This window comes from Mucilaginibacter flavidus, from assembly GCF_024055575.1.
Classification (GTDB): Bacteria; Bacteroidota; Bacteroidia; order Sphingobacteriales; family Sphingobacteriaceae; genus Mucilaginibacter; species Mucilaginibacter flavidus.
On the sequence record NZ_JAMXOE010000007.1, the window covers coordinates 48,973 to 72,560 of the forward strand.

General features: G+C 43.1%; 21 protein-coding genes. 10 read left to right on the forward strand and 11 right to left on the reverse strand.

Translation table 11 applies throughout. The annotated features are described in order from the left end of the window. Positions 1-103: 103 nt before the first annotated feature. The gene (locus NAF19_RS12715) at positions 104-1,060 is read right to left on the reverse strand and encodes an aldo/keto reductase (RefSeq protein ID WP_252790436.1); all 957 of its coding nucleotides are present in this window, start codon (positions 1,058-1,060) and stop codon (positions 104-106) included. 16 nt (positions 1,061-1,076) lie between these two features. Next, positions 1,077-1,304 (reverse strand): hypothetical protein, encoded by a 228-nt coding sequence (locus NAF19_RS12720; RefSeq protein WP_252790437.1) that lies wholly within the window; start codon positions 1,302-1,304, stop codon positions 1,077-1,079. A 150-nt stretch (positions 1,305-1,454) separates the two neighbouring features. Between NAF19_RS12720 and NAF19_RS12725 the strand changes: the two genes are divergently transcribed. Next, positions 1,455-1,706 (forward strand): DUF3820 family protein, encoded by a 252-nt coding sequence (locus NAF19_RS12725; RefSeq protein WP_370362877.1) that lies wholly within the window; start codon positions 1,455-1,457, stop codon positions 1,704-1,706. 159 nt (positions 1,707-1,865) lie between these two features. Then, entirely contained in the window at positions 1,866-2,519 is a 654-nt protein-coding gene (gene msrA / locus NAF19_RS12730; RefSeq protein ID WP_252790438.1) for a peptide-methionine (S)-S-oxide reductase MsrA, read from the forward strand. A gap of 65 nt (positions 2,520-2,584) precedes the next feature. On the opposite strand, the gene NAF19_RS12735 is transcribed toward msrA, so the two are convergent. The 6 genes from NAF19_RS12735 to NAF19_RS12760 all read right to left on the reverse strand — a co-directional run bounded on the left by NAF19_RS12735 (position 2,585) and on the right by NAF19_RS12760 (position 9,904). Further along, complete coding sequence (locus tag NAF19_RS12735) at positions 2,585-3,835, reverse strand: sulfate adenylyltransferase subunit 1 (protein WP_252790439.1); 1,251 nt, start codon at positions 3,833-3,835, stop codon at positions 2,585-2,587. A gap of 81 nt (positions 3,836-3,916) precedes the next feature. Then, positions 3,917-4,822, reverse strand: coding sequence for a sulfate adenylyltransferase subunit CysD (gene cysD, locus NAF19_RS12740; RefSeq protein WP_252790440.1), 906 nt, complete (start codon positions 4,820-4,822; stop codon positions 3,917-3,919). Continuing rightward, positions 4,819-5,538: a phosphoadenylyl-sulfate reductase gene (locus NAF19_RS12745; RefSeq protein WP_252790441.1), complete on the reverse strand. Its 720-nt coding sequence runs from the start codon at positions 5,536-5,538 to the stop codon at positions 4,819-4,821. Before NAF19_RS12745 ends, cysD begins: the two co-directional genes overlap by 4 nt. 1 nt (position 5,539) lies before the next feature. Next, on the reverse strand, positions 5,540-7,045 hold the full coding sequence (locus tag NAF19_RS12750; RefSeq protein ID WP_252790442.1) for a TSUP family transporter: 1,506 nt from the start codon (positions 7,043-7,045) through the stop codon (positions 5,540-5,542). Beyond that, on the reverse strand, positions 7,023-7,814 hold the full coding sequence (gene cobA / locus NAF19_RS12755; RefSeq protein WP_252790443.1) for a uroporphyrinogen-III C-methyltransferase: 792 nt from the start codon (positions 7,812-7,814) through the stop codon (positions 7,023-7,025). The genes NAF19_RS12750 and cobA overlap by 23 nt, the downstream gene beginning before the upstream one ends. Then, complete coding sequence (locus tag NAF19_RS12760; protein ID WP_252790444.1) at positions 7,811-9,904, reverse strand: ferredoxin-like domain-containing protein; 2,094 nt, start codon at positions 9,902-9,904, stop codon at positions 7,811-7,813. The genes cobA and NAF19_RS12760 overlap by 4 nt, the downstream gene beginning before the upstream one ends. Before the next feature lie 475 nt (positions 9,905-10,379). On the opposite strand from NAF19_RS12760, the gene NAF19_RS12765 reads away from it, so the two are divergent. Next, the gene (locus NAF19_RS12765) at positions 10,380-13,154 is read left to right on the forward strand and encodes a TonB-dependent receptor (RefSeq protein ID WP_252790445.1); all 2,775 of its coding nucleotides are present in this window, start codon (positions 10,380-10,382) and stop codon (positions 13,152-13,154) included. A gap of 54 nt (positions 13,155-13,208) precedes the next feature. Here NAF19_RS12765 and NAF19_RS12770 read toward each other — a convergent pair whose 3' ends face one another. After that, positions 13,209-13,646, reverse strand: a complete 438-nt coding sequence (locus NAF19_RS12770; RefSeq protein WP_252790446.1) for an RrF2 family transcriptional regulator — start codon at positions 13,644-13,646, stop codon at positions 13,209-13,211. 206 nt (positions 13,647-13,852) lie between these two features. Between NAF19_RS12770 and NAF19_RS12775 the strand changes: the two genes are divergently transcribed. Further along, positions 13,853-15,148 (forward strand): beta propeller repeat protein, encoded by a 1,296-nt coding sequence (locus NAF19_RS12775; protein ID WP_252790447.1) that lies wholly within the window; start codon positions 13,853-13,855, stop codon positions 15,146-15,148. 43 nt (positions 15,149-15,191) lie between these two features. Here the strand turns inward: NAF19_RS12775 and NAF19_RS12780 are convergent, their stop codons facing one another. Then, the gene (locus NAF19_RS12780; RefSeq protein WP_252790448.1) at positions 15,192-16,019 is read right to left on the reverse strand and encodes an MOSC domain-containing protein; all 828 of its coding nucleotides are present in this window, start codon (positions 16,017-16,019) and stop codon (positions 15,192-15,194) included. A 79-nt stretch (positions 16,020-16,098) separates the two neighbouring features. On the opposite strand from NAF19_RS12780, the gene NAF19_RS12785 reads away from it, so the two are divergent. From NAF19_RS12785 to NAF19_RS12795, 3 genes are all read left to right on the forward strand, one after another. Beyond that, a complete protein-coding gene (locus tag NAF19_RS12785) occupies positions 16,099-16,962 on the forward strand; it encodes a sugar phosphate isomerase/epimerase family protein (protein WP_252790449.1) in 864 nt (287 codons plus the stop codon). Between the two features lie 196 nt (positions 16,963-17,158). Beyond that, positions 17,159-18,880, forward strand: a complete 1,722-nt coding sequence (locus NAF19_RS12790) for a GMC oxidoreductase (protein WP_252790450.1) — start codon at positions 17,159-17,161, stop codon at positions 18,878-18,880. A 46-nt stretch (positions 18,881-18,926) separates the two neighbouring features. Beyond that, positions 18,927-19,247 (forward strand): YbjQ family protein, encoded by a 321-nt coding sequence (locus NAF19_RS12795; RefSeq protein ID WP_252790451.1) that lies wholly within the window; start codon positions 18,927-18,929, stop codon positions 19,245-19,247. 26 nt (positions 19,248-19,273) lie between these two features. Here NAF19_RS12795 and NAF19_RS12800 read toward each other — a convergent pair whose 3' ends face one another. Continuing rightward, entirely contained in the window at positions 19,274-19,855 is a 582-nt protein-coding gene (locus NAF19_RS12800) for a winged helix-turn-helix domain-containing protein (protein ID WP_252790452.1), read from the reverse strand. Positions 19,856-19,980: 125 nt separating this feature from the next. On the opposite strand from NAF19_RS12800, the gene NAF19_RS12805 reads away from it, so the two are divergent. The 3 genes from NAF19_RS12805 (at position 19,981) to NAF19_RS12815 (ending at position 23,566) form a co-directional block, all read left to right on the forward strand. Then, the gene (locus NAF19_RS12805; RefSeq protein ID WP_252790453.1) at positions 19,981-20,442 is read left to right on the forward strand and encodes a hypothetical protein; all 462 of its coding nucleotides are present in this window, start codon (positions 19,981-19,983) and stop codon (positions 20,440-20,442) included. A 94-nt stretch (positions 20,443-20,536) separates the two neighbouring features. Then, positions 20,537-22,021, forward strand: coding sequence for a serine hydrolase domain-containing protein (locus NAF19_RS12810; protein WP_252790454.1), 1,485 nt, complete (start codon positions 20,537-20,539; stop codon positions 22,019-22,021). Between the two features lie 150 nt (positions 22,022-22,171). After that, positions 22,172-23,566 carry a dicarboxylate/amino acid:cation symporter gene (locus tag NAF19_RS12815; RefSeq protein ID WP_252790455.1) on the forward strand — a complete coding sequence of 465 codons (1,395 nt, stop codon included), beginning with the start codon at positions 22,172-22,174 and terminating at the stop codon, positions 23,564-23,566. Positions 23,567-23,588: the final 22 nt, after the last annotated feature.

Consider the following 23,588-nt stretch of genomic DNA (forward strand, 5'->3'; position numbering starts at 1 on the left):
ATAAGCGAGCGTTTAAACTTGCGGAGTTTCAGAAACTTCGCAAGTTTTTTTTGCGACATGCATCCTTTAAATCTTGTTAATCCTTAAATCGTGTTAAATCTTGTTAAATTGAGTATGTGCTGGCGCGGTTTAACAAATCTATAGCATCACTATTTAATTTTAGCGATACTGCTTTTGTCAATTCTTCCAGTTGTTTTACCGTAGTAGCACTGGCAATAGGTGCTGTAATTCCCGGCCGGGCCATTACCCAGGCAAGGGCTATTGTTGCTGGTGTTACGTCATATTCAGCAGCAACTTTGTCAAGCGTAGCTAAAATTTTAAAGCCGCGCGGGTTCATAAACTTTTTAACGCCCTGCCCGCGGCTACTTTTCGACAGGTCGTTTTCTGACCGGTATTTACCTGTTAAAAATCCACTTGCTAACGAGTAATAGCTAATAACGCCTATATTTCGTTCGCGGCAAACGGGCTCAAGTTCGGTTTCGTAATGCTCACGGCTGTATAAATTATATTCGGGCTGCAGGCATTGATAAGCGGCCAGGCTGTGGTCTTTGCTTACCTGTAATGCTTCTTTAAACCGTAGGCCATCATAATTGGATGCGCCTATTGCACGAACCTTGCCCTGTTTTATCAGATCGGTAAAGGTTTCAAGTGTTTCTAAAAGTGGGGTGTTTTTATCGTCCGCGTGTGATTGATAAAGGTCGATATAATCGGTTTGCAGGCGTTTTAAGGAGTCCTCAACGGCCTGGGTGATATATCGGCGCGATAGCCCGGTTTTGTCTTCGCCCATCGGTTTGCCTACTTTGGTGGCTACCACCACCTTATCGCGCTTGCCCGATCTTTTCAGCCAGTTGCCTATTATAGTTTCCGATTGCCCGCCTTTGCCGCCGTGTGCCCAGGTAGCGTAAACGTCGGCCGTGTCAATTAAGTCGAGCCCGGCATCAACAAAGCCATCCAATATTTTAAACGATTCTTTTTCATCAATCGTCCACCCGAATACGTTACCGCCAAAAGCAAAAGGATGTACTTTTATTCCTGATTGTCCTATTTCCCTTTTATCCATACGTTAATATAATAATTTAGACAACCTGCTGTGCAAGCTCGTCAATCCAACTACCCAAAAACGGCTCTGTTCCCGCCAGGCGCACCCAATTTCCCTCTTCATCCCGGGCGATTATTAGGTGTAAGCTATTATCAATCGATTCAAATTCGTATGCGTCCGGGTAGCCGTCAAAACTGATTTTTTGTACTGTTCCTTCAACCGGAAAGTCGGAGCCGGTAAGTGTTGCTGCAAATTGCTGTTTCATAAAATTTAGTATATAAATGTAATTGATATAACTTTTTTCTGTACAAATTGTGTGTCAGATAATGGTAATAGTACGCTTTTTATATGAACATGTAGCGCAGTGATTAAAACATGCCATAAATTGCAATAAGCTATTGTATATATTTACCGTGTGGAAAATATAAAGCCGGACTCGAACGTATTAGTGGAGATTGTACAAACTAAAATGCCCTTTGGTAAATATAAAGGCACGTTGGTAAGCGACATACCAGTTTCGTATTTGGAATGGATGCATAGCAAGGGTTTCCCACCAGGTAAATTGGGTATGATGCTGGCCACGGTGTACGAAATAAAAACTAATGGATTAACTGAGATACTTTTTAAGGTTAAGCGGGTGGTTGCGAAAAAAATAGAGCGGTTGTAAATGTTGAAATTGTTGTAAGGGTTTGATTTTTATTACGACTAACCTGACAAACGCGAATTGCCGATGGGCCATTGTTCAACATTTACAACTAGTTACAAACAAATGACCATCCACCACAACATCGCAAACGTATATTCAAGTATAAAATTTGAGAACAATATGAAACGAATTATTTTTTATGCAGCCGCTATATTACTATTTGCCGGCTGTGTTAACGGGCAACCGGGCAGCCGGAACGATTATGCTGATTTGCCAAAGCCTGCAGCAGGCGAAGCTGTTGCCACTTTTGGGGGAGGCTGCTTCTGGAGTATGAGCGAGGCAATGTCGGAACTTAAAGGTGTTACGAAAGTAGTTTCCGGTTACGCTGGCGGGGTAACAGTTCGCCCAAGCTATGAGGATGTAAGCTCGCGTACTACAGGCCATGCCGAATGTGTGCAGGTATATTACGACCCCAAAATTATCAGCTTTGCAACTTTGGCGAACGCTTTCTTTTTCGCGCACGACCCAACAGAACTTAACCGCCAGGGGCCGGACGAAGGTACAGACTACCGCTCGATAGCGTTTTACCGCACACCGGAAGAGAAAAATATTTTGCAGGAAACTATAAAAAGAATAAATGCTTCGAAGCATTATCCTGAAGCAATTGTAACCCAGCTGGCACCTTATAAAGTGTTTTACGCTGCCGAGAAATATCACCAGGGCTATTACAGGCTGAATATGGATAACCCATATATTACTGGTGTATCAGTACCAAAAGTGATGAAATTCAGGAAAGCTGAGAAGGCTGAGTTGAAGCCGGAGTTTGTTAAATAGAGATTAGAGGATAAAGATTGGAGATTAGTAAATATGTTTTTCAACTAATCTCCGGTCTCTTATCTCTATTCACTAATCCCACGTAACATCAAAGCCCCAACCGTAACATTGGTACGGCTATCGATAATTATAGCGCCGCCGTTGGCTTTATTAATCTGATACGGGTCGAAAGCTAAAGGTTCAGCAGTTTTGATGATGATGCGGCCGATATCATTCAGCTTGAAATCTTCATTAAACTCTTTCTCCAATGTGTTGATATTAACCTTATACAGCACTTCCTGTATTTTGCAACGTGTTACCTTGCTATTATGCTGTACAAAGTAAGTGAGTGAGGTATCTAAAACACGTGTATCCATCCAGCATAAATCAGCTTCAATTTGTTGTGATAATTCCGGCTGATAATCAGTGTTCACCAACACGTCTCCGCGGCTGATATCTATCTCATCTTTTAAATGAATAGTAACCGACATGCCGGCAAAGGCCTCAGTTGGTTCTGTATCCAGCAATTCTATTTTTTCGATGGTTGAGTGGAAACCAGACGGCAACACAGTAACCCTGTCGTTAACCTTAAATGAACCGCTTGATACGCGGCCTGCATAGCCACGGTAGTCGTGAAGTTCCTCAGTTTGCGGGCGTACTACCCATTGCACAGGGAAACGTGCGTGTGCGGTGCTGTCGTCAATTTTTAGTTCGATGGTTTCCAAAAAATGCAGCAGGCTTTTGCCCTCGTACCAATGCATTTTGTCAGACTCGTTTACGATGTTATCGCCCTTTAGCGCGCTAACAGGTATGTATTTTATGTTTTCCAGCCCAACTTTATAAGCCAGTGCTTTGTAATCGTTCACAATGGTTTCGTAAATGGCCTCGCTATAATCAACCATATCCATTTTGTTGATACAAACCACCACCTGCTGAATGCCAAGTAACGATACAAGGTAGGAGTGGCGTATAGTCTGCTCGATAACACCCTTACGTGCATCAATCAAAATAATAGCCAGGTTGGCATTTGATGCACCGGTAACCATGTTACGGGTGTATTGAATATGCCCCGGGGTATCGGCTATAATAAACTTGCGCTTATCTGTTTGAAAGTACTTGTAAGCTACGTCGATAGTAATGCCCTGCTCGCGCTCGGCTTTAAGGCCGTCGGTCAATATGGCAAGGTCAATGCTGCCATCGTCATTTTTACGGTTGGAGCTGTGTAACGCTTCTAATTGGTCAGCCAGGATCGATTCGCTGTCATACAGTAAACGCCCGATCAAGGTACTTTTACCGTCGTCTACACTGCCGGCTGTTATAAATTTTAGTATATCCATAATATCATTTTTTGATTTACGATTTACGAATTTTGATTTAGCCAATTTCTAAATCGTAACTCGTAAATCTAAAATCGTAAATTAAAAGTAACCGCCTTTTTTACGGTCTTCCATAGCCGCTTCGCTCACCTTGTCGTCCATTCTCGCGCCGCGTTCGCTGATTTTCGATTCGCTTATTTCATCAATGATGTCATCAATTTCAAAAGCGTATGATTCTACAGCTGCGGTACAGGTCATATCCCCAACGGTGCGGAAGCGCACGTTGCGGCGTTCGATGATATCTTCGTCATCCATATTTAAAAATGGTGACGCAGCCATCAACTGCCCATTGCGGGTAATTACATCGCGTTCGTGTGCAAAGTAGATAGACGGCAACTCGATTTTTTCGCGGCGGATATAGTTCCACACATCAAGTTCGGTCCAGTTACTTATCGGGAAAACCCTGACGTTTTCGCCTTTGTGTATCTTACCGTTAAATATATTCCAAAGCTCGGGGCGCTGGCGCTTGGGGTCCCACTGGCCAAATTCGTCCCGAACAGAAAATATACGCTCCTTTGCCCTGGCCTTTTCCTCGTCCCTGCGGGCGCCGCCAATGCAGGCATCAAAACCATGTTTCGCAATAGTATCTAATAGCGTGACGGTTTGCAATGCATTCCTGCTGGCGTTTTTGCCTTTTTGTTCAACCACTTTACCTTCGTCAATTGAATCCTGCACGTGACCGATAATCAGCTTTTCGCCAATGCGGTTAATCATCCGGTCGCGGTAATCAATAGTTTCGGCAAAATTGTGGCCGGTATCAATATGTACCAACGGGAAAGGAAATTTTCCGGGACGGAATGCTTTTTCAGCAAGCCGTACCAATGTAATCGAGTCTTTGCCGCCCGAAAACAGCAGGGCAGGTTTTTCAAACTGGCCGGCTACTTCACGCAGTATGTAAATAGCCTCTGCCTCTAACTCATCTAAATAGTCTAATTTATGTGTGCTCATTTTTCAATCACTTCATTAACCCCGTGCAATCCGCATTCTTTTTTACTTTGATCTTCCCACCACCAACGGCCTGCTCTAAAGTCTTCGCCTGGCTGTACTGCCCGTGTGCAAGGTGCGCAGCCGATGCTGGGAAAGCCCCTGTCGTGCAATGTGTTGTATGGGATATTGTGTTTTTTGATGTATTCTTTTACTTCGTCTAAGGTCCAGCTATAAATAGGGTGAAATTTAACTAAATTATTTTGTTCGTCCCATTCCACATTGTCCATAAACTGCCTGTTTGCCGATTGTTCGGCGCGGATGCCTGTTATCCAGCATTTGTTACCTGCCAGCGCGCGTTTTAGCGGCTCAATTTTGCGTATCCCGCAGCACTCCTTACGGTTCTCAACCGATTCATAAAAACTGCTCGGCCCCTTTGTGCTTACCATTTGTTCAACCAGCTCGGTTTTTGGATAGTATGCATGTATAGGTTTGCCATAAATTTCCATGGTGCGGTTCCACACATAATAAGTTTCCGGAAATAGCCGGCCGGTTTCGAGCGTGAAAACTTTAATAGGCAGGTTATTGGCAAATATCATGTGCGTTATTACCTGGTCTTCCCAACCAAAGCTGGTGGAGAAAACTATTTCATCATGAAAAATATCCGATAACTGCGTTAAAGCTTCTACCGGGTTTAATCCTGCCGTTTCCTGTTTTATATGTTCTGCAAGTGCACTCATCTTATATCACCTTAGTTATAAAGGCCACAATACTTTTTATACTTATTAAAATTACTATCACGCCAACAGCTACCATTATAGCTTTGGCTGATATGCGGTTCGATATTTTTGCCGCTATGGGCGATGCAACAGCACTGCCTATCACCAATCCTGCTACGGCTTCCCAGTGGTTACTGTTCAGCATGGTGATAAACGTTATCGAGCTCATCAGGGCAATAAAAAACCGGGACAGTTTTACAGTACCTAACGAAAACCGCGGATGACGACCACCCGCTATTAAAGTTGACAACACAATTGAACCCCAGCCGCCGCCGCCAACAGCATCAATAAAACCACCACCAAGGCCCAGTAACGGAATCTTTTTGATTTTTTCGTGCGATTTTTTCACAACCGGTTTAAACGCTTTCGAAAGAATAACCGTCCCCAATATCAATGTATATACCGATACAAATGGTTTGGTGTACTGGCTGTAGTGTTCCAATGATGACAGCAGGTAAGCTCCGGTAACCGCCCCGATGATGCCGGGAATAACCAGCATTTTGAACAGCTTCCAATTGATGTTGCCCATCCGGTAGTGCATCCAGCCGGCAATGCCGTTGCTCATGATCTCCGAAAGGTGCACGCCCATGCTTGCCGACGCCGGCGGTATTCCCATAGATAGGGAAAATGTTTGAGAAGTTACCCCGTACGACATGCCGATTGCGCCATCAATCATGGCGAACACAAAACCTGCAGCCAGGAAATAGTAAAATTCAGGCGTGATGGTTTGCGCATAGGCCCTGAAACCCGGTTCGTTATACCATAGGGCAGTAAATGCAATCAATAACGAAAGAATAATAGCGCCCCAGATATACCAGATCAAATTCTTCTTTTCAACCACTTTAGGCTCAACCAATACGGAGGTAACTTCGTTTAGTTTTCGCACTTTATAGGCAAAATCGCCACCTAATGAATTGCGTAATTCGCTCATTTGTTGCAGTGTGATATCCAGTTCGTCAGGTAAGCCTTCGTTTAATACCTCTTTAAGCCGTTTGGCAATGGTGGGCGATTTTCCATTGGTTGATATTGCTATTTTTAAATCACCTTTTTGAACGATAGAGCCGAGGTAGAAATCGCACAACTCGGGTTTATCGGCAACGTTTATCAACAGTTTCCTGTCGTGCGCCGATTGCCTGATGAAATTATTTAACTCACTGTCATTTGTAGCGGCGATAACCACGTCGGCGTTGTCCAAATCGCTATCGATAAACGATTTTTGAATGATGTTGAGCTTTTGGTACTTATCGGCAAGCAAATGCACTTCGGGCAAAATGGCCAGGGCAATAACGGTCACCTTTGCCTCCGGGCTGTTTTTCAGTATGGCAGTCAGTTTTTCCAAACCAACATTGCCACCTCCGATAACTACCGTATGCAAATCATTCAGCTTTAAAAAAACGGGAAACAATGGATTGCCTTCCGTTTTTTCGTCCTGAACAGGCAGCTTACTATTCCTGGGCAATAATGTCATAAAATTCTTTTATAGGTGCAAACTGCGGGTGCAGCGATACTACCTCACCAAATATAATTAATGCGGGCGATGTAATCTTCTTCTCTTCCACAATTTCAACAATCGTGTCTACAATGCCTATCGCAACCTTCTCCTCTTTTGTCGAGCCGCTTTGTATTACTGCAACCGGTAATTTACTCTTGCCTTCGCTTTTAAATATTTCGGCTATCTCCGCAAGTTTATGAATACCCATCAGAACCACAACTGTTGCATTGGTTTTAGCCGCCTGATATAAGTCGGGCGATATTTGATGAATGGCAGTGGTGCCTGTTACTACCCAAAAGCTTTCGCTTAAACCGCGATGGGTAACAGGTATATGCTGCATACCCGGAACACCAATAGAGCTTGAAATGCCCGGGATAACCTGCGCCGGTATGCTATATGAGGCAGCATAATCCAATTCCTCAAAACCGCGACCAAACACAAACGGATCACCGCCTTTCAGACGCACTACATGACCATAATTGATCGCGTAATCAATCATCAGTTTATTAACTGCATCCTGCGAATAGGAATGGTCGCCGCTGCGTTTTCCCACATAAATTTTTGTAGCATGTGCGGGAGCAAGTTCCAATAATTCGGCATTAACCAATGCATCGTACAATACAACGTCGGCTGTTTGTAATGCTTTTACGCCTTTAAGCGTTATCAGGTCGGCATCGCCGGGGCCTGCGCCTACAAGCGTAATACGCGGTTCTTTAATATTTTTGTTTGTTGATGTAGCTATCATTGTTGCACCAATTCCTCTCTTTTTATTTTAACAGTATTTAAAAATTCGCCGGCAGCCTGCAGGTAGGCGGTCGCAAATTCTTCTGATGGTTCGTTTTTGTTGATTTGTAAAACCAAATCGTTAAAACTGCCATCTAAATTGATCTCGCCAGTATTTACATAATTGTTATCAAATTCTTTTATAACTCCCGACTGTGTGCTTGTATTGATGTTTTTATCAAGCAGCAACGCCTTAGCCGAGCTTACAAATGTGTTATAGGCGTGGTAAATAGCGTCGGCCCAGCGGTTTTCGGCAAAAGCTTCGTTTGCCCAGCCAAACTTTTCCTCCGATTCGTAAAGCAATGTGGCTACCAAATCAATAATCACCCCGGCGCATTCGCCAACACCTATTGCGGTAGCAAAAGTTTCCTGGTGGCCCCAGTCAACAAATTCGTCGTCTGTCAGCGTTGTAAGGTCGGCAAGGGGTTTTAACAATTGGTAGAAATAATCTTTGCCGTTCCTGTCGTAATAGGCGTGGAAGGTTTCGTTTTCAGTTGCCCTGGCCTGGTAATCGTCAAGCACTTTACGTAGCACATGTGTGGCCCGTTTTGCAGGTACCTTAATTACTTTTTCGGCAGCGCGACCAACACCATCACCAACCGTACCGCCGCCAAGCAGCACCTGTACCGATGGTAGTACTTTAAGTCCCGCTTTCAATGAGCTACCGTGAAAACCGATATGCGCCAAACCATGTTGTCCGCACGAGTTCATACAGCCGCTTATCTTAATTTTTATTTCCTTGTTATAAATAAGGTCCTCGTATTCGTTGTAAATCACATCTTCCAGCACACGCGAAAGTGTCATACTGTTTGAGATACCGAGGTTACAGGTATCAGTACCGGGGCAAGTGGTTACATCTGCAAGGCTATCAAAACCTGGTGAAGATAAATCCAGTTCGGTTAGACCGTTATATAAAGCAGGCAACGCTTCCTTGCGTACAAACTTTAAGAGTAGTCCCTGGTTTTGGGTTACCCTTATTTCATCGGCAACCAAAGGCTGCAACACGGCTACCAGTTTGCGGGCTTTATCCGATGGGATATCGCCAACTGGGACCTTTATATATACGCCGTAAAAATCTTTTTGTTTTTGCTCAAATATGTTGGTTGCAAGCCATTGCTCGTAACGGAAAGGATTGGTTACCGCCACATCGGCAAATGTTTGTTCTGCAGGTAGTGCAGGGTCTTTTAAAGCATCGCGGTTTACTTTATATTTTTTAACTTTTAAAGCAGTGCGCTCTGCATCAGCAAGCAGCAACACTTCGGTTAACCCGATTTTTTGAATAAGATATTTAAGACGGGCTTTGTTGCGGTTGTTGCGTTCGCCATGGCGATCAAAAACGCGGATGATAGCTTCTATATAAGGTATAAGTTCATCCTCGGGTAAAAACTCTTCAACAATATTAGCAAGTAATGGCTGCGCGCCAAGGCCACCGCCCAACAGTACTTTAAAACCGCGCTCACCGGCAGCATTTACTTTCGGGATAACACCGATATCATGGATGTACGAAAACGCGGTATCGGCATCGCTCGATGAAAATGATATTTTAAACTTACGGCCCATTTCCTGGCAAACCGGGTTGCGCAAAAAATACTCGAACGTTGCATGCGCATAGGGCGATACATCGAAAGGCTCCAGCGGGTCTATCCCGGCAGCAGGAGAGGCGGTTACGTTTCTTACGGTGTTGCCACAGGCTTCGCGCAGGGTAATATCGTCCTGTTCCAGTTCAGCCCATAGTTGCGGCGTACGATCAAGACTTACGTAATGTATTTGTATATCCTGGCGGGTAGTAAGGTGCAGGTTACTGCTGGCGTACTTATCAGAGATATCAGCAATCCTTAATAACTGTTTAAAGGTTACCTTGCCAAAAGGCAGCTTAATGCGTATCATTTGCACGCCGGGCTGTCTTTGCCCGTATATACCCCTGGCCAAACGCAGGCTGCGGAACTTTTCGTCGTGAATTTTACCTTCACGAAAAGCCCTTATCTTTTTTTCAAGATCAATAATGTCTTTTTCAACTACCGGATTCTCCAACTCGGTCCTAAAGCTTTGCATAATTGTGCTGTTAGTTTGTACTATAAAAAGGCCCCTTCGGCTTAATGCTAAAGAGGCTTATGTTTTTATTTACGAATACCCGTTAAGCCTCCATCAATTGCCATGCATCTGGCAATTTATCATAACCCAACAGTAACTGTAAATTCTCGTTTTCATGTTATAGTGACAAATATATATATACTATACGGAACTTGTCGTATATATTTGAAAAAAGACAGATTTTACGTTTTGGTTACATTGTCTTGCTGATATTGAGGTATCCATTGTCGATCCTCAAAGCTTATAAATATTACGACGTTTGTCGATATTTTATTAATTATATGTAAAAAATATTTATTTGTAATTTTTATTTTAATAGATAACGAACTGTTTTCTTATAAAATACTCAATAAATTATCTGGAATAATGATAAATATATAATTACTTCTTATCTTAGAAAAAAAGAAAACCTTATTTTATTATTAAATTACCCCTTATGAAGAAACGTTTACTCACTATTATTGCATTATTCTTCCTTGTTTCGGAAATTGCAATAGCACAAAAATTAAGTGTTAAAGGCACCGTGACAGATGCCCTCAGCAAAGACGCAATCCCTGGCGTATCTATCAGGATAAAAGGCACTTCGCAAGGTACTACAACTGATGCGGCCGGGCAATTTACTATCGCTGCGGCAGCAACCGACCAACTGGTATTTTCATATACCGGGTACAAGCTTTTAACGATTACGATTGGTAACAATAGTTCCCTTGACGTGAAATTGGAAAAAGATGTTAATTCGCTTAACGAGGTTGTTTTGATAGGTACGCGGTCTGCGGGGCGTGTTAAACTTGAAACAGCAGTACCGGTTGATGTGGTGAATATTGCTAAAGCATCGCTCAGCACCGGCAGGCTTGATATAACCGACATCCTAAACTATTCTGCTCCCTCATTCAATTACAACAAACAATCGGGCTCTGACGGAGCCGATCACGTTGAACTGGGAACCCTGAGGGGATTAGGCCCAGACCAGACGCTTGTACTGATTAATGGTAAGCGCAGGCATCAAACGGCATTTGTTTCGGTATTCGGGACCCGTGGCCGCGGTAATTCGGGAACCGACCTAAGCTCAATTCCTGCAGCTGCTATTGAAAGAGTTGAAATCTTGAGAGACGGTGCATCTGCCCAATATGGCTCGGATGCTATTGCGGGGGTAATTAACCTGGTATTAAAGAAAAATGTAGGCGAGTTTACCATAAACGGTGGCTATTCGGGCTATTACGATCCTGAATTTAACAGCCGTAATGCACTGGCAAAAGGCCAGTACCCGCATGGTGGCGCAATTGACGGCAGTGCCGTTACGTTTGACGCAAACTATGGCATAGCAGTAGGTAAAAACAATGGTTTCATAAATCTGTCGGCCGATTATGCAAATAATGGTAAAACCTACAGGCAAACACACGACACGGCTTTTTCAAACCCCAAGGCCCTGCCGCTTAATAATGTAAGGCGTGCAAATGGCGACGGTTCGGCTAATAGTTTTGACTTGTTTTACAATAGCGAACTGCCAATAGCCGGGAGCCGGACAACCTTTTACAGTTTTGGTGGCTATAGCCGCAAAAACTCGGATGATTATGCCTTCACCAGGAATTTTTCGGGCTCGCCGGGGCGTTTTCCAACGGACGCCGGTGGAAATATGATAGCGGTGCCGGGAATTATTTTTAATACACCTGACGGCGATAGCTACTATAACCCCATTATACAAACCCATAATACCGATCTGTCAGTAGCTTTAGGGTTAAAAGGAACCATTGGAAAAGATGTGGATTGGGACCTGAGCAACAATATTGGTAATAACTCCTTTCATTTTTTTGGCGATAAAACCTTTAACGCATCCAAGGGTGCTGACAAAACCCATTTCGACGATGGCGGCTCGCAGTTTTTACAAAATACAACCAACTTAAACTTTAGCAAACATTTAAAGGATGTGTTTGCCGGTTTAAATATTGGTGCAGGTGCTGAATACAGGTACGAGCGTTACAAAATAAATGCAGGTGAGCCAGATTCTTATTCAAATTATAACGAAGACAAAGCTACCGGTTCGCAAGGTTTTCCAGGTTATCAACCATCTGATGCTGTGAACGCTCACCGCACGGTTGAGGGGATTTATTTAGACCTGGAAGCAGATATCACTAAAAAATGGCTAATCGACTATGCTAACAGGCTGGAGCATTACAGCGACTTTGGTTTTAATTACAGCACCAAATTTGCCACCCGCTATAAAATAACCGACAATTTTAATATTCGCGGTTCGGTTGGTACCGGCTTCAGGGCACCATCGTTGCAGCAGATAAATTATAGCTCATCCTACACTAATGTGCAGGGTGGCGTTATTTCTGAAGTGAAGATTGCACCAAATTACAGCCCTATCACCAAAGCAGCTGGTATTCCAAACCTTAAACAGGAAACATCAACAAACGCGGGCATCGGCTTCACCTTTAAACCCGTACCCGAACTGAGCATTACTACCGATGGCTATTTAATTAAGGTAAAAGACCGGGTTGTTCTATCAGGCCAGTTTAGTGCAAGTGATCAAACACTTGATCCTAGTTTCTTAGCCGCTCTTAATGCATTGCATGTTTCGGCTGCGCAGTTTTTTGCCAATGCGGTAAATACAACAAATACCGGTTTGGATGTTGTTATTGAATACAACAAGAAAATAGGTGATAGCCGTATCAGGGTGCTATTTGCAGGTAATTTTCAGCATATGAAAATCAACAACATCAATTATCCCGAAAAATTGAGCGGTACCGATTTGTTGAAACAAACTTTTTTGAGCGACCGCGAACAGAAGTTTATTTTAGCTTCGGCACCACCGCAAAAGCTTTCGCTAAACCCTGAGTATAGCTACAAGAAGTTTACCGCAGGCACACGTTTTACCTATTTTGGTAAGATCGTATTGCTTGGCTACGGTGAGAACTTCGACGGTATTCACCCGGTAGTTCCGTTAGATGCTGACGCCAATACCACAGTGCCGGATCAATATACCTACAGCGGGAAAGTAGTAAGCGACCTGTACTTTACCTACAAACTAAGTAAATCGGCACACATTTCAATTGGCAGTGATAATTTATTCAATATACACCCTGTACTTGGCGCAGTAATAGCTGCAAAAGGCTATGCCTACAACAATGAAACCGGCGGACCTTTTGATGCCGTACAAATGGGGCAAAATGGACGCAGGTTATTTGCAAGAATTGGATTTAATTTTTAACGAATACCTTATAAACAAAGAAACCGCTCCATTTTTGAGGCGGTTTCTTTGTTTTTAGACATTCAGCAGGAGCGAGCTCTCGCGGCTGATAACATCGGCTATGCTTGTTTCAGATAATATTTTTACGGTAGCGTCCCTTACCTCTATAAATACATCGCGTATGCCGCAGGTGGTTTCCTGGTGGCACTCGTCGCATCTATGGTAAAAGTTAAGGCTGGCGCAGGGCACCATGGCAATGGGGCCATCGGTGATGCGCATTATTTGCACCAGGTAAATATCTTTTGGGTCTTTATTTAAGCTGTAGCCGCCGCCTGCACCTTTTTTGCTGTAAAGGAAACCAGCGTTGCGCAGGTCGAGCAATATTTGTTCAAGAAATTTTTTGGGAATCCGTTCTTCCTCAGCAATTTTTGAAATTTGCATTGGCGGTTTATCTGCATTTTTCCCCAGCACTACCAGGGCCTTAATTGCATACTTTGTTTTTTTCGATAGCATATTTAAAAATAGCGCATACAAAGATAAGTAAAAGAATTTGTGTTAAGTCCAAACAGGCTTTTACAATAGATATCCTTAAAGTAAAGGTAATGTTTTATTTAGTGTTGTTTAAATATATGTATCAAAGCTATTACATAGTTCAATGACATTGGCACAATTATGTTTGTAGTTTTATGTTATTTTCGCTGGAATTAAACTTTATCTATATGAAGCCATATTTACTTTGGTCTATTTTAATTGTTTTATTTATTATAGGGTGTTCGAAAAGCAAATCGCCCGGGCCTGTAGATAATGGTTCGAGTAATCCTAAGTTGTCTATAGTTTCCGGCAATAATCAAACCGCAAAAGTGGGTTTTTTTCCGTCGGATACTATTAAAGTAAAACTCACGGGTAATGGCATAAATACAAACAATTATTCCGTCGAATTCAGGGGTTCGGGATGTAATGCAGATTTGCCAGTTACGAGCGGATTTGAGAATAATGGGACAACCATAGCCTACTACAGGTTGGCTGGAAATACCGGGGCTCAAACATTCCAGGCGACTTTGATAGAACAGGCATCGGGCAAAAGGATAGATTCAGTTATATTTAATTTTACAGGTACGCCTTTAACCACCGGTTTAAATTACAGCGCTTGCACCCCGTCTTATACTTCCAACACTACATTTTGTAAAACAGGTTCGGGCAGATTATTCGCCGCATTTGGAGCATCAAGTAAAAATGCGATGCGTTATTCTGATGATGAAGGGGCCAGTTGGTATCCTGTAAAGGCTCTTGGTGCAAATCATAGGTTTCAAGCTGTCAGGTCGGACGGCAAAAACCAGGTCATGGCCGACGGATTTGATGAAGGCATATATTACTCGGCAGATAACGGCGATACGTGGGTTCTGCGTTCAAATGTTCCTTTTAAAGGTAAGCAATATGGCTCGATGACTTATACGTCAACCGGGAAAATGCTTTACGCAGTAAAATATGCATCTTTATATTACTCAGAAGATAACGGTTTAACATGGAGTACATTAACCCTTCCAGCAGATAATTACTGGACTCCGCAAGAGGGACCCGGAGGCGAGTTTTATATTTTTGGCGAAGCTTTGGGTTTATATAAATCCACGGATAAAGGTCAACACTGGAATCTGTTACCTGGTGTAGTGAAAGCCGGTGGTCCACATGATGGCATGTTTGCTTTTTATGTTGATGATAAGACTGGATATGTTTACAAAAGCGCGCAACAGCCAACACAACTATTTTGGATATCAAAAGACGGGGGCGATACCTATCAAACTTACCTTAGTTCCATCTCGACATTGGCAAATTATATTTATAAATTTAACGACGTATTGTACTTTCAGTCAGTCGGAGGGATATACAAAATCGATGCTCCGAACCATGCGGTTAAACTTTTTAGCGATATACAGCCTTCATTTGATGGAAACTTTATGGTTTCAGACCATAATAATTTAATATTTCCAACCACGAATTTTATTTACGTTTTAAAATAAAAAAAGCCGCTAAGCATATTGGCGGCTTTTTTTTTATTCATCATTACACTAAAAATCGCTCTTCAATATTCTCCTGTAAAACCACCACTGCATCACCAATGACAATTTTACCATCACCTTTGTGAACAAGATTTTGCCCAAAAAGTATCTTATTATTTTTGAATCGATAGGATGCAAGTTCTTTTAATGGCTCTTTTCCTTTCTTCGCTGTCTCCTGGTCAATAGTTGTTAAAACACAGCGGGCGCATAGTTTTACGCCGTAAAAATTAATGTCGCCAATTGTAAAATGGCCGTAAAGGTCTTCGTCATACGGCTCGCCGCCGGTGAAAACTATATTAGGACGGAAGCGGTTCATTGGCAAAGTCTCCGCAAGCCGGTTATTCAAATCGTCCAGGGAAGCCTGCCCGATAATTAAAAACGGGTAGGCATCAGAAAACGATGTAACTGAATTTTCAGGGGCGTAACGTTGATCAACAATTCTCTGAGTGTCGTCGGGCATATAAACAAGCCGGCAATTCAACCCAAGCATTGCCGAGAACCAACGGTCGGCTTCATCACTTACAAATTCGGCTTCGCAGATATCGTCCCAAATGGTAACAGATACTTTGCTACCTGTTGACGGGTTGTTGATAGAAATAGAAAACGATTGCTTGTTTACTTTGTGGATTACCTTTAGCACATTGTTTTCTATAGCTTGCTGCAACAACGCCATTTGCGGATGTTCGCGTTGTGTTAAAAAGCGATTTTCGGAATCAACCAGCAGCCAACGCCGGTCGTTTTCAAAACCCCTGTCGGTTATTTTTGCGCTTTTTATCGCTATGCCCGATAGTGATTTTATAGGGTAGATATACAATTCGCTTATTTGCAGCATTGTCAAATTTATAAAAATGCGATTTTAAAATCCATCATAATAGGTTATTTAGTATGTTTATGGCCTATTTAAATATCATATGACAACTAATTTTATAAAACACATCAAATTTACCGCAGCAGCCTTCGTTTGTTTGCTGGCTGTGCAAAGCGGTTTTGCACAAAACTCAACACCAGAAAAGCCGGGTGTTGTTTCTTACACGTATCGCAAGGTTTTCGAAAAAGATCCTGCAGCAGCGCTTGACATGATTAAAGCGAACGGGTTTACAGATATCGAATTTTCGAGCCTGTTTGGAAAAACTGCTGCTGAACTTAAAGCGCTGATCGACGCGCGAGGCATCAAATGCTCTTCGTTCGGGGTAAGTTATGAAGACCTTGTTAATAAAACAGATGAAGTAGCTCAAAACGCTAAAACACTTGGTGCAAGTTTTGTTCGGGTGGCTGGTATACCGCATAAAGCAGCATTCACCGAGGAAGAGGCTCAAAAAGGTATTGATAATTTTAACAAGGTTGGAAAAATATTAAAAGATAAATACAGCCTTGCCCTGGTTTACCATAATCATGGCTTTGAGTTTGAGCCTTTCAGAAACGGTTCTTTGTTCGATTTCCTGGTTGAGCAAACCGACCCGGAGTATGTAAACTTCGAGATGGATGTCTTATGGACATTTTTCCCCGGACAAGACCCTGTCGAAATACTTGATAAGTACGCCAGCCGCTTTAAGCTGATGCATTTGAAAGACCTTAAAAAAGGTGTGGAAGGCAATTTATCCGGAACTACAGCGCCGGAAAATAGCGTTACTTTGGGAACCGGTCAAATTAACATCCCGGCCGTAATAAAAATGGCAAAAACAACGGGGATAGTTCATTACTATCTTGAAGACGAAAGCGATAACGTGGCAACTCAGGTTCCGGCAAGTCTTGTTTATTTAAGCGGATTGAAGTAATAAGGGAATTATTTATAATAATTTAAAATAGGGGCAATGTAAATTGCCCCTATTTTTTTTGCCCAGCGTTTTTGTCGCATTATTAAAAACAACAGTGAAGGTGCTTTTAGCAGCAATTTGAGTTTACGCTCGTTTTGAATGAGAAACTCCCAAAACTATTTTGTTATTTTAGCTAACCAATTAGTTCCCTGAGATTATGTCATCACCCGATTTTAACTACACCGCCAATAAGAATCATACCTACGACGCCATTGTTATCGGATCGGGCATTAGTGGGGGCTGGGCGGCTAAAGAACTTTGCGAAGGCGGCTTAAAAACGCTGGTTTTGGAACGGGGGAAAAATGTGGTGCATTTAAAGGATTATCCCACAGCTACGAAAAATCCATGGGACTTTAAACATCATGGCGAATTGCCAATAAAGTTAAAAGAAGAAAATCCGGTAGTTAACCGCTGCTATGCGTTTGACGAAAGCACCGAACACTTTTTTGTGAAAGATAAAGACCATCCATACATTCAGCAGAAACCTTTTGATTGGATACGGGGTTACCAGGTCGGCGGTAAATCGCTTTTATGGGCCCGGCAAACCCAACGCTGGAGCAAGTTTGACTTTGAAGGGCCCGCTCGTGATGGTTTTGCGGTAGATTGGCCAATAAGGTATGATGATTTGGCGCCCTGGTATAGCTATGTAGAAAGCTTTGCAGGCATCAGCGGTAACCACGACGGTTTGGAAACCCTGCCCGACGGTGAGTTTTTACCCCCGTGGGAGATGAACACCGTGGAGAAAGTTATGCAGCAACGCATAATGGCCAATTATAACGACCGGAATGTTATTATAGGCCGTTGTGCTCACCTAACCAAACCTAAAGAAGTACATTTGGCGCAGGGTCGCGGGCAGTGCCAGTCCCGTAATCTTTGCCAACGGGGATGCCCGTTTGGCGGGTATTTTAGCTCAAATTCGTCAACTTTGCCAACAGCGGCCAAAACCGGCAATCTCACCATTTTACCCGACTCGGTTGTGCATTCCATCATTTATGATGATAAAAAGCAAAAAGCTACAGGTGTGCGGGTGATTGATGCCCATACTAAACAGGCGACAGAATATTATGCTAAAATTATTTTTGTAAATGCTGCTGCGCTAAACACCAACCTGATATTGCTTAACTCAACCTCGTCACGTTTTCCTAACGGGTTGGGTAATGATAATGGCTTGCTGGGCAAATACATCGCGTTCCAAAATTACCGGGGCTCGTTATCGGCCCGGATGGAGGGGTATGAGGATACCTATTATTACGGCCGCCGCCCAACTGCCGTGATGATGCCGAATTTCAGGAATGTGCACAAGCAGGAGACTGATTTTCTACGCGGCTACATGGTGTTTTATTCGGCAACCCGGGGCGGCTGGGGACACTATACACCCGGTAACCAAATAGGGGCAGAATATAAAGATGCCATATCAGAAGCCGGCGACTGGGGTGTTTATATGATGATGCAGGGCGAAACCATCCCGAAGGAAACAAATCGTGTATATTTGAGCAAAGAGCAAAAAGACGAATGGGGGATACCCTTGCTCACCGTATCGGTTGATTATGACGATAACGACGAAAAATCGATGCGTGATTTTTTACAACAGGGGGCGGAGATGCTTGAAAAAGCAGGCTGCAAAAACATCAGCCCCAACGACAGCAAGCAAGCGCCGGGTCTCGATATACACGAGGTCGGCGGCGTACGCATGGGCCACGACCCTAAAACCTCGTTATTAAATAAATGGAATCAGTTGCACTCCTGCCCAAATGTATTTGTTACCGATGGCGCCTGTATGACATCGACAGGGACGCAAAACCCATCGCTAACTTTTATGGCGATTACTGCCCGGGCAGCCAACTACGCCGTTAATGAAATAAAAAAAGGTAATCTTTAGAAACAAATTCACTTTATCAGCATCAAATAAACAAAACTTAAAGATCATGTTAGTTACAACAAGCACAAGTTTAGAAGGCTACAAAATAACCCAGCATTTGGGAATTATCAGGGGTATCACGGTTCGCTCACGCGGACTCGGCGGCAATATTATGGGCGGATTGCAAACACTGGTGGGCGGTAAAAATTCCATCTATACTGAGTTATGCGAAACTGCCCGCGAGGAAGCCTACCAGTTAATGATGCAACATGCCCAGCAACATGGAGCAAATGCCGTTATCAATATGCGTTACGATGCCAACGAGGTAATGCAGGGTGTTACCGAGGTTTTGGCCTACGGAACGGCTGTGGTGGTAGAGAAGATATAGATAATTTATTAACCGGTTACGGCCGGTTATTTCTTAACATCAGGCGATGCGTTTGGATTTTTGGCTGTATCCGGTATTTTATCAGGATTGGTGGATGGAGTTTTGCCATCACCGGGATTGTTTTGGCGGGTATTTTCAATTACGTCCGCCGGTTGCCTGTTATTTTTGGCGGGTTTGAAGATAAAATAGCCGGATACGACGAGGATTACTATCAAAATGGCAGTAATTAAGTATACCTGTTGAATTTTGGCCTTTGGAATGACCGTTTCCTTTCGTTCGTGATGCACTGTAGTTTGAATTACCGCATTTAGGACATAACCCTTTTTAGGAACGGTTTCAATCAACGTTTTATCGTTATCATTAAAAATCTTACGCAGGTACGATACTGCCTGAGTAAGCCCTTCATCGGCATTGCCATAATTATCCCATACCTCTTTTGTAAGTAATTCACGGGTTACCAATTGCCTGTTATGCTCGACCAGTACACAAAGCAAATGCATCAGCCTCGGCTCAAGCCTCGACTCTTTTGGCTGGTTACCTTGCTTTACAAGGCCAAGCAGCGGGTTTACCAGGTACAGGTCGTTTATTAGAAATGGCTGTTCAATCATCTCTCAAAAATAGCAAAAACAAGGTTGACTTTTATCCCACAGAAAACCTGAACATTTTCTGAAGCTTTTCTATAGGCATGTTTGACCGGCGGCACAATAGTTTTGAGCCATCAAATAAAAATATCATGAACAAAATAAAATTAAACTTATGGATAGCCGCCGCTGGAGTTTTGATAGCACACAGTTCATTTAGCCAGGTTAAAAAAGGTGTTTCGGCCGATGGCCGCGAAACAACCTTTTCAGCGATCGATGGGAAAAACGAAGAAAGCCCGCTGAATACAGTTGCTTCAACGGGCCCGGATGGCACCCGTTTTAAATTGATACAGATTGGCGACCTGTTGCCGAGGCTTTACGTAAACGGCAAGTTAACCCCAACCAACCGGCTTAATGATTATGCGCCCTTGCTTGACAAGCTAAATCATTTGTTATGGGCACAACAAAAGAAAGCGGCCAGCCAAAACGAAGCAAGGAACAGCGCCCAACAACAGGCAATTGTAAACGACCTGGTAAAAGACGGGTTGGTAAAAAAGCGACAAAGATGTGGTTTCGTTCCGACTGACTTCAGGCGAATTCACGGTGAACGATAAAAAACAATCTTTCGCTGTGTTTAACCGCTACACCAAAAAATATATTAACAGTGATGATAAAATTTACCAGTTTAACTATTTATCAAAATAAAACATGAAAGTATTTAATGTGTTTTTTGCGCTGATGATTACGCTAATAACTGCAGATGCACAAACACTGAAACAGTACCCGACGGAAGTAAAAAAGCGAATGAACAAAGTAGAGAACAACCTGGGCGGCTGGGTAAAAATACAAGACAGCACTGGCTGGAATATTCGCGCCAGGATGGCCTACTACCATATAAATGGCTTGAGCATAGCCATAATAAATAATTATAAAATTGAATGGGTTAAGGGTTACGGCTGGGCCGATACAGCGTTAAAAATTCCTGTAACCTCAGCAACGCTTTTTCAACCCGCATCCGTAGGTAAGTCTATACACGCTGTGGGAACCATGAAGCTGGTGCAGGACGGAAAGCTAGACTTGAACCGTGATATAAACGATTATTTGAAGCGATGGAAGTTTCCATACGATTCGATAAGTCAAGGCAAAAAAATAACAACCCTGCAACTGCTTAGCCACACGGCCGGCTTATCGGTACATGGCTTTGATGGCTATAAATGGGGGCAACCGCTGCCAAATATCATACAGATACTTGATGGCCGGCCACCGGCAAACTCCCCGGCGGTGCGGTCGTTATTTGAACCCGGGACAAAATTTGAATATTCCGGTGGCGGGTATACTATTTCTGGTTTAATGGATGAAGATATTACCGGGCAGCCATATGCCGATTACATGGCCAAAACCGTTTTTAATCCCTTGGCTATGACCAACACTTTTTATTATTCTCAGCTAACAGCCAAACAGAAAACTAACCTGGCAACGGCATATCGGTCTGATGGAAAAGATATTGGATGCAAGTATCATATTTATCCTGAAGATGCATGCGGTGCATCGCTTTGGACTACACCAACCGACCTCGCAAAGTTTATTATAGAATTGCAGTTATCACTCGAAAATAAGAGCAACAAAATACTTTCGGCTGCAACTATCAGGCAAATGTTTAGCCCGCAGGTTGGGAAGGATAACGCCGCCGGTTTTTTTATCGAACAAAAAGGAAATGATAAATATTTTCATCACGACGGGTTGAACGAAGGGTTTGTGGCTGATTATTACGCATCGGTAAAGGATGGCAATGGTGTTGTAATTATGGCAAATACCGATTTGGCTGCCTATATCGACATCACCGAAGAAATTACTAATAGCGTGGCGACGGTTTATGGATGGAAAGGTTTTTACACACCTGTTTTAAAAAAGGAAATAAACGTGCCCGATAGCATTACAAACAAGTATTGCGGCAAATATAAATTTCGCGACGACTCGGAACAATCGGTGACCATTTTTAAAAAGAATGGCAAATTATGGTTCCATGACAGCAGCTCACCATCGCCATGGCTGATGCATTTCAGCAGTAATACTGATTTCTTTTTTTATGAGGTGGTGTTCAATATCCATTCTTTTACGACCAATGCAAAAGGAACCATCGATGGATTTATGATAAAGGCGCCCGACGGTTCATTTAAAGTAAAGAAAATATAAGTCCGAAAGTCCGGAAGTCAGAAAAGACCGAAAGAAATAGTTTGATAAGATATATTTCGGCTCACCAACTAATTGCAGCTTCTTCCGGACTTCCGGACTTTCCGACTTTCGGACCAAAAATTTATTACTTTTGCAGGCTAAATTAGCTGTATGCAAAAAAGCAGACTTACGCTGTATATTTTTATCGCGCTTATATTAGGCGTGCTGGCAGGGTACCTTTATAACATTTATGTTATAGATTCTGTCAACAGAAATTTAAGCGCCGCTGAGGCCAGCATTAAAAAACTGGATGCCCGGCTGGCGCTAACCGATAGTACTACTGCAGCGTTTAAACCGCTTAAGGCCCAACGCGCCGCCCAGGCCGATTTACGGAAAGCTGCTGACACGCTTCGCGAAGACAAGCTGGAAGGCTTCACCATTTTAACAACCATCTTCCTTAACCTTATAAAAATGATCGTGGGGCTGCTGGTGTTTTCAACGCTGGTAGTAGGTGTTGCCAAGGTTGGCGATATAAAAGCGGTTGGGCGTATTGGCGGCAAAACGCTGTTATGGTTTTTAAGCGCTACGCTGGTATCACTTTTATTGGGTATGCTGCTGGTTAACCTTTTTCAACCCGGTACCGAAATGCACTTACCATTGCCCGATAGCCATTTAGCCACAGGTATTAAAAAGTCGGGTATCTCGTTTAAAGATTTTATCGACCACGTATTCCCGAAAAGCTTTTTCGATGCAATGGCTAAAAACGAGATACTGCAAATTGTAGTCTTCTCGATATTTTTTGGCATAGCGACTGCCGCAATAGGCGAAAAAGGAGAGATACTAATAAAAGCGATGGATGCACTGGCCCATGTTGTTATGAAAATAACTGGCTACGTGATGATGCTGGCACCTTTGGCGGTGTTTGGCGGTATTACTGCAGTGGTTGCTAAACAGGGGCTTGGCGTTTTATCAACCTATGCCGTTTTTATAGGCGAGTTTTATTTTTCGCTTACCGTGCTTTGGGCAGTTATTATTTTTGCCGGTTTTGTGGTGCTCCGCAAACGGGTATTCAACCTGGTTGGTAAGATAAAGGACGCCATGCTTATAGCTTTCAGCACTTCGACCAGCGAGGCTGCTTATCCGAGAGTATTGGTGGAACTTGAACGTTTCGGCTGCAGCAACAAAATTGTGAGCTTTGTTTTACCGCTGGGTTATTCCTTCAACCTCGACGGTTCTATGATGTATATGACTTTCGCCTCCCTGTTCCTGGCACAGGCATACAATATGCATTTATCCATTGGGCAACAAGTTACCATGCTACTGATATTAATGCTTACCAGCAAAGGCATTGCAGGTGTACCGCGTGCATCGCTGGTGGTGATTGCCGGTACCTTACCTTTATTTAATATACCTGAAGCCGGGTTAGCGTTAATTCTTGGTATTGATCCTTTGCTTGATATGGGGCGTTCTGCAACGAATGTTTTAGGAAATGCAATGGCGACGGCAGTTGTGAGCAAATGGGAAAATGAATTAACAGAAGAAAGAATTAGTGAATTAGTGAATTAGTGATTGTATAAGCATCTGTTTT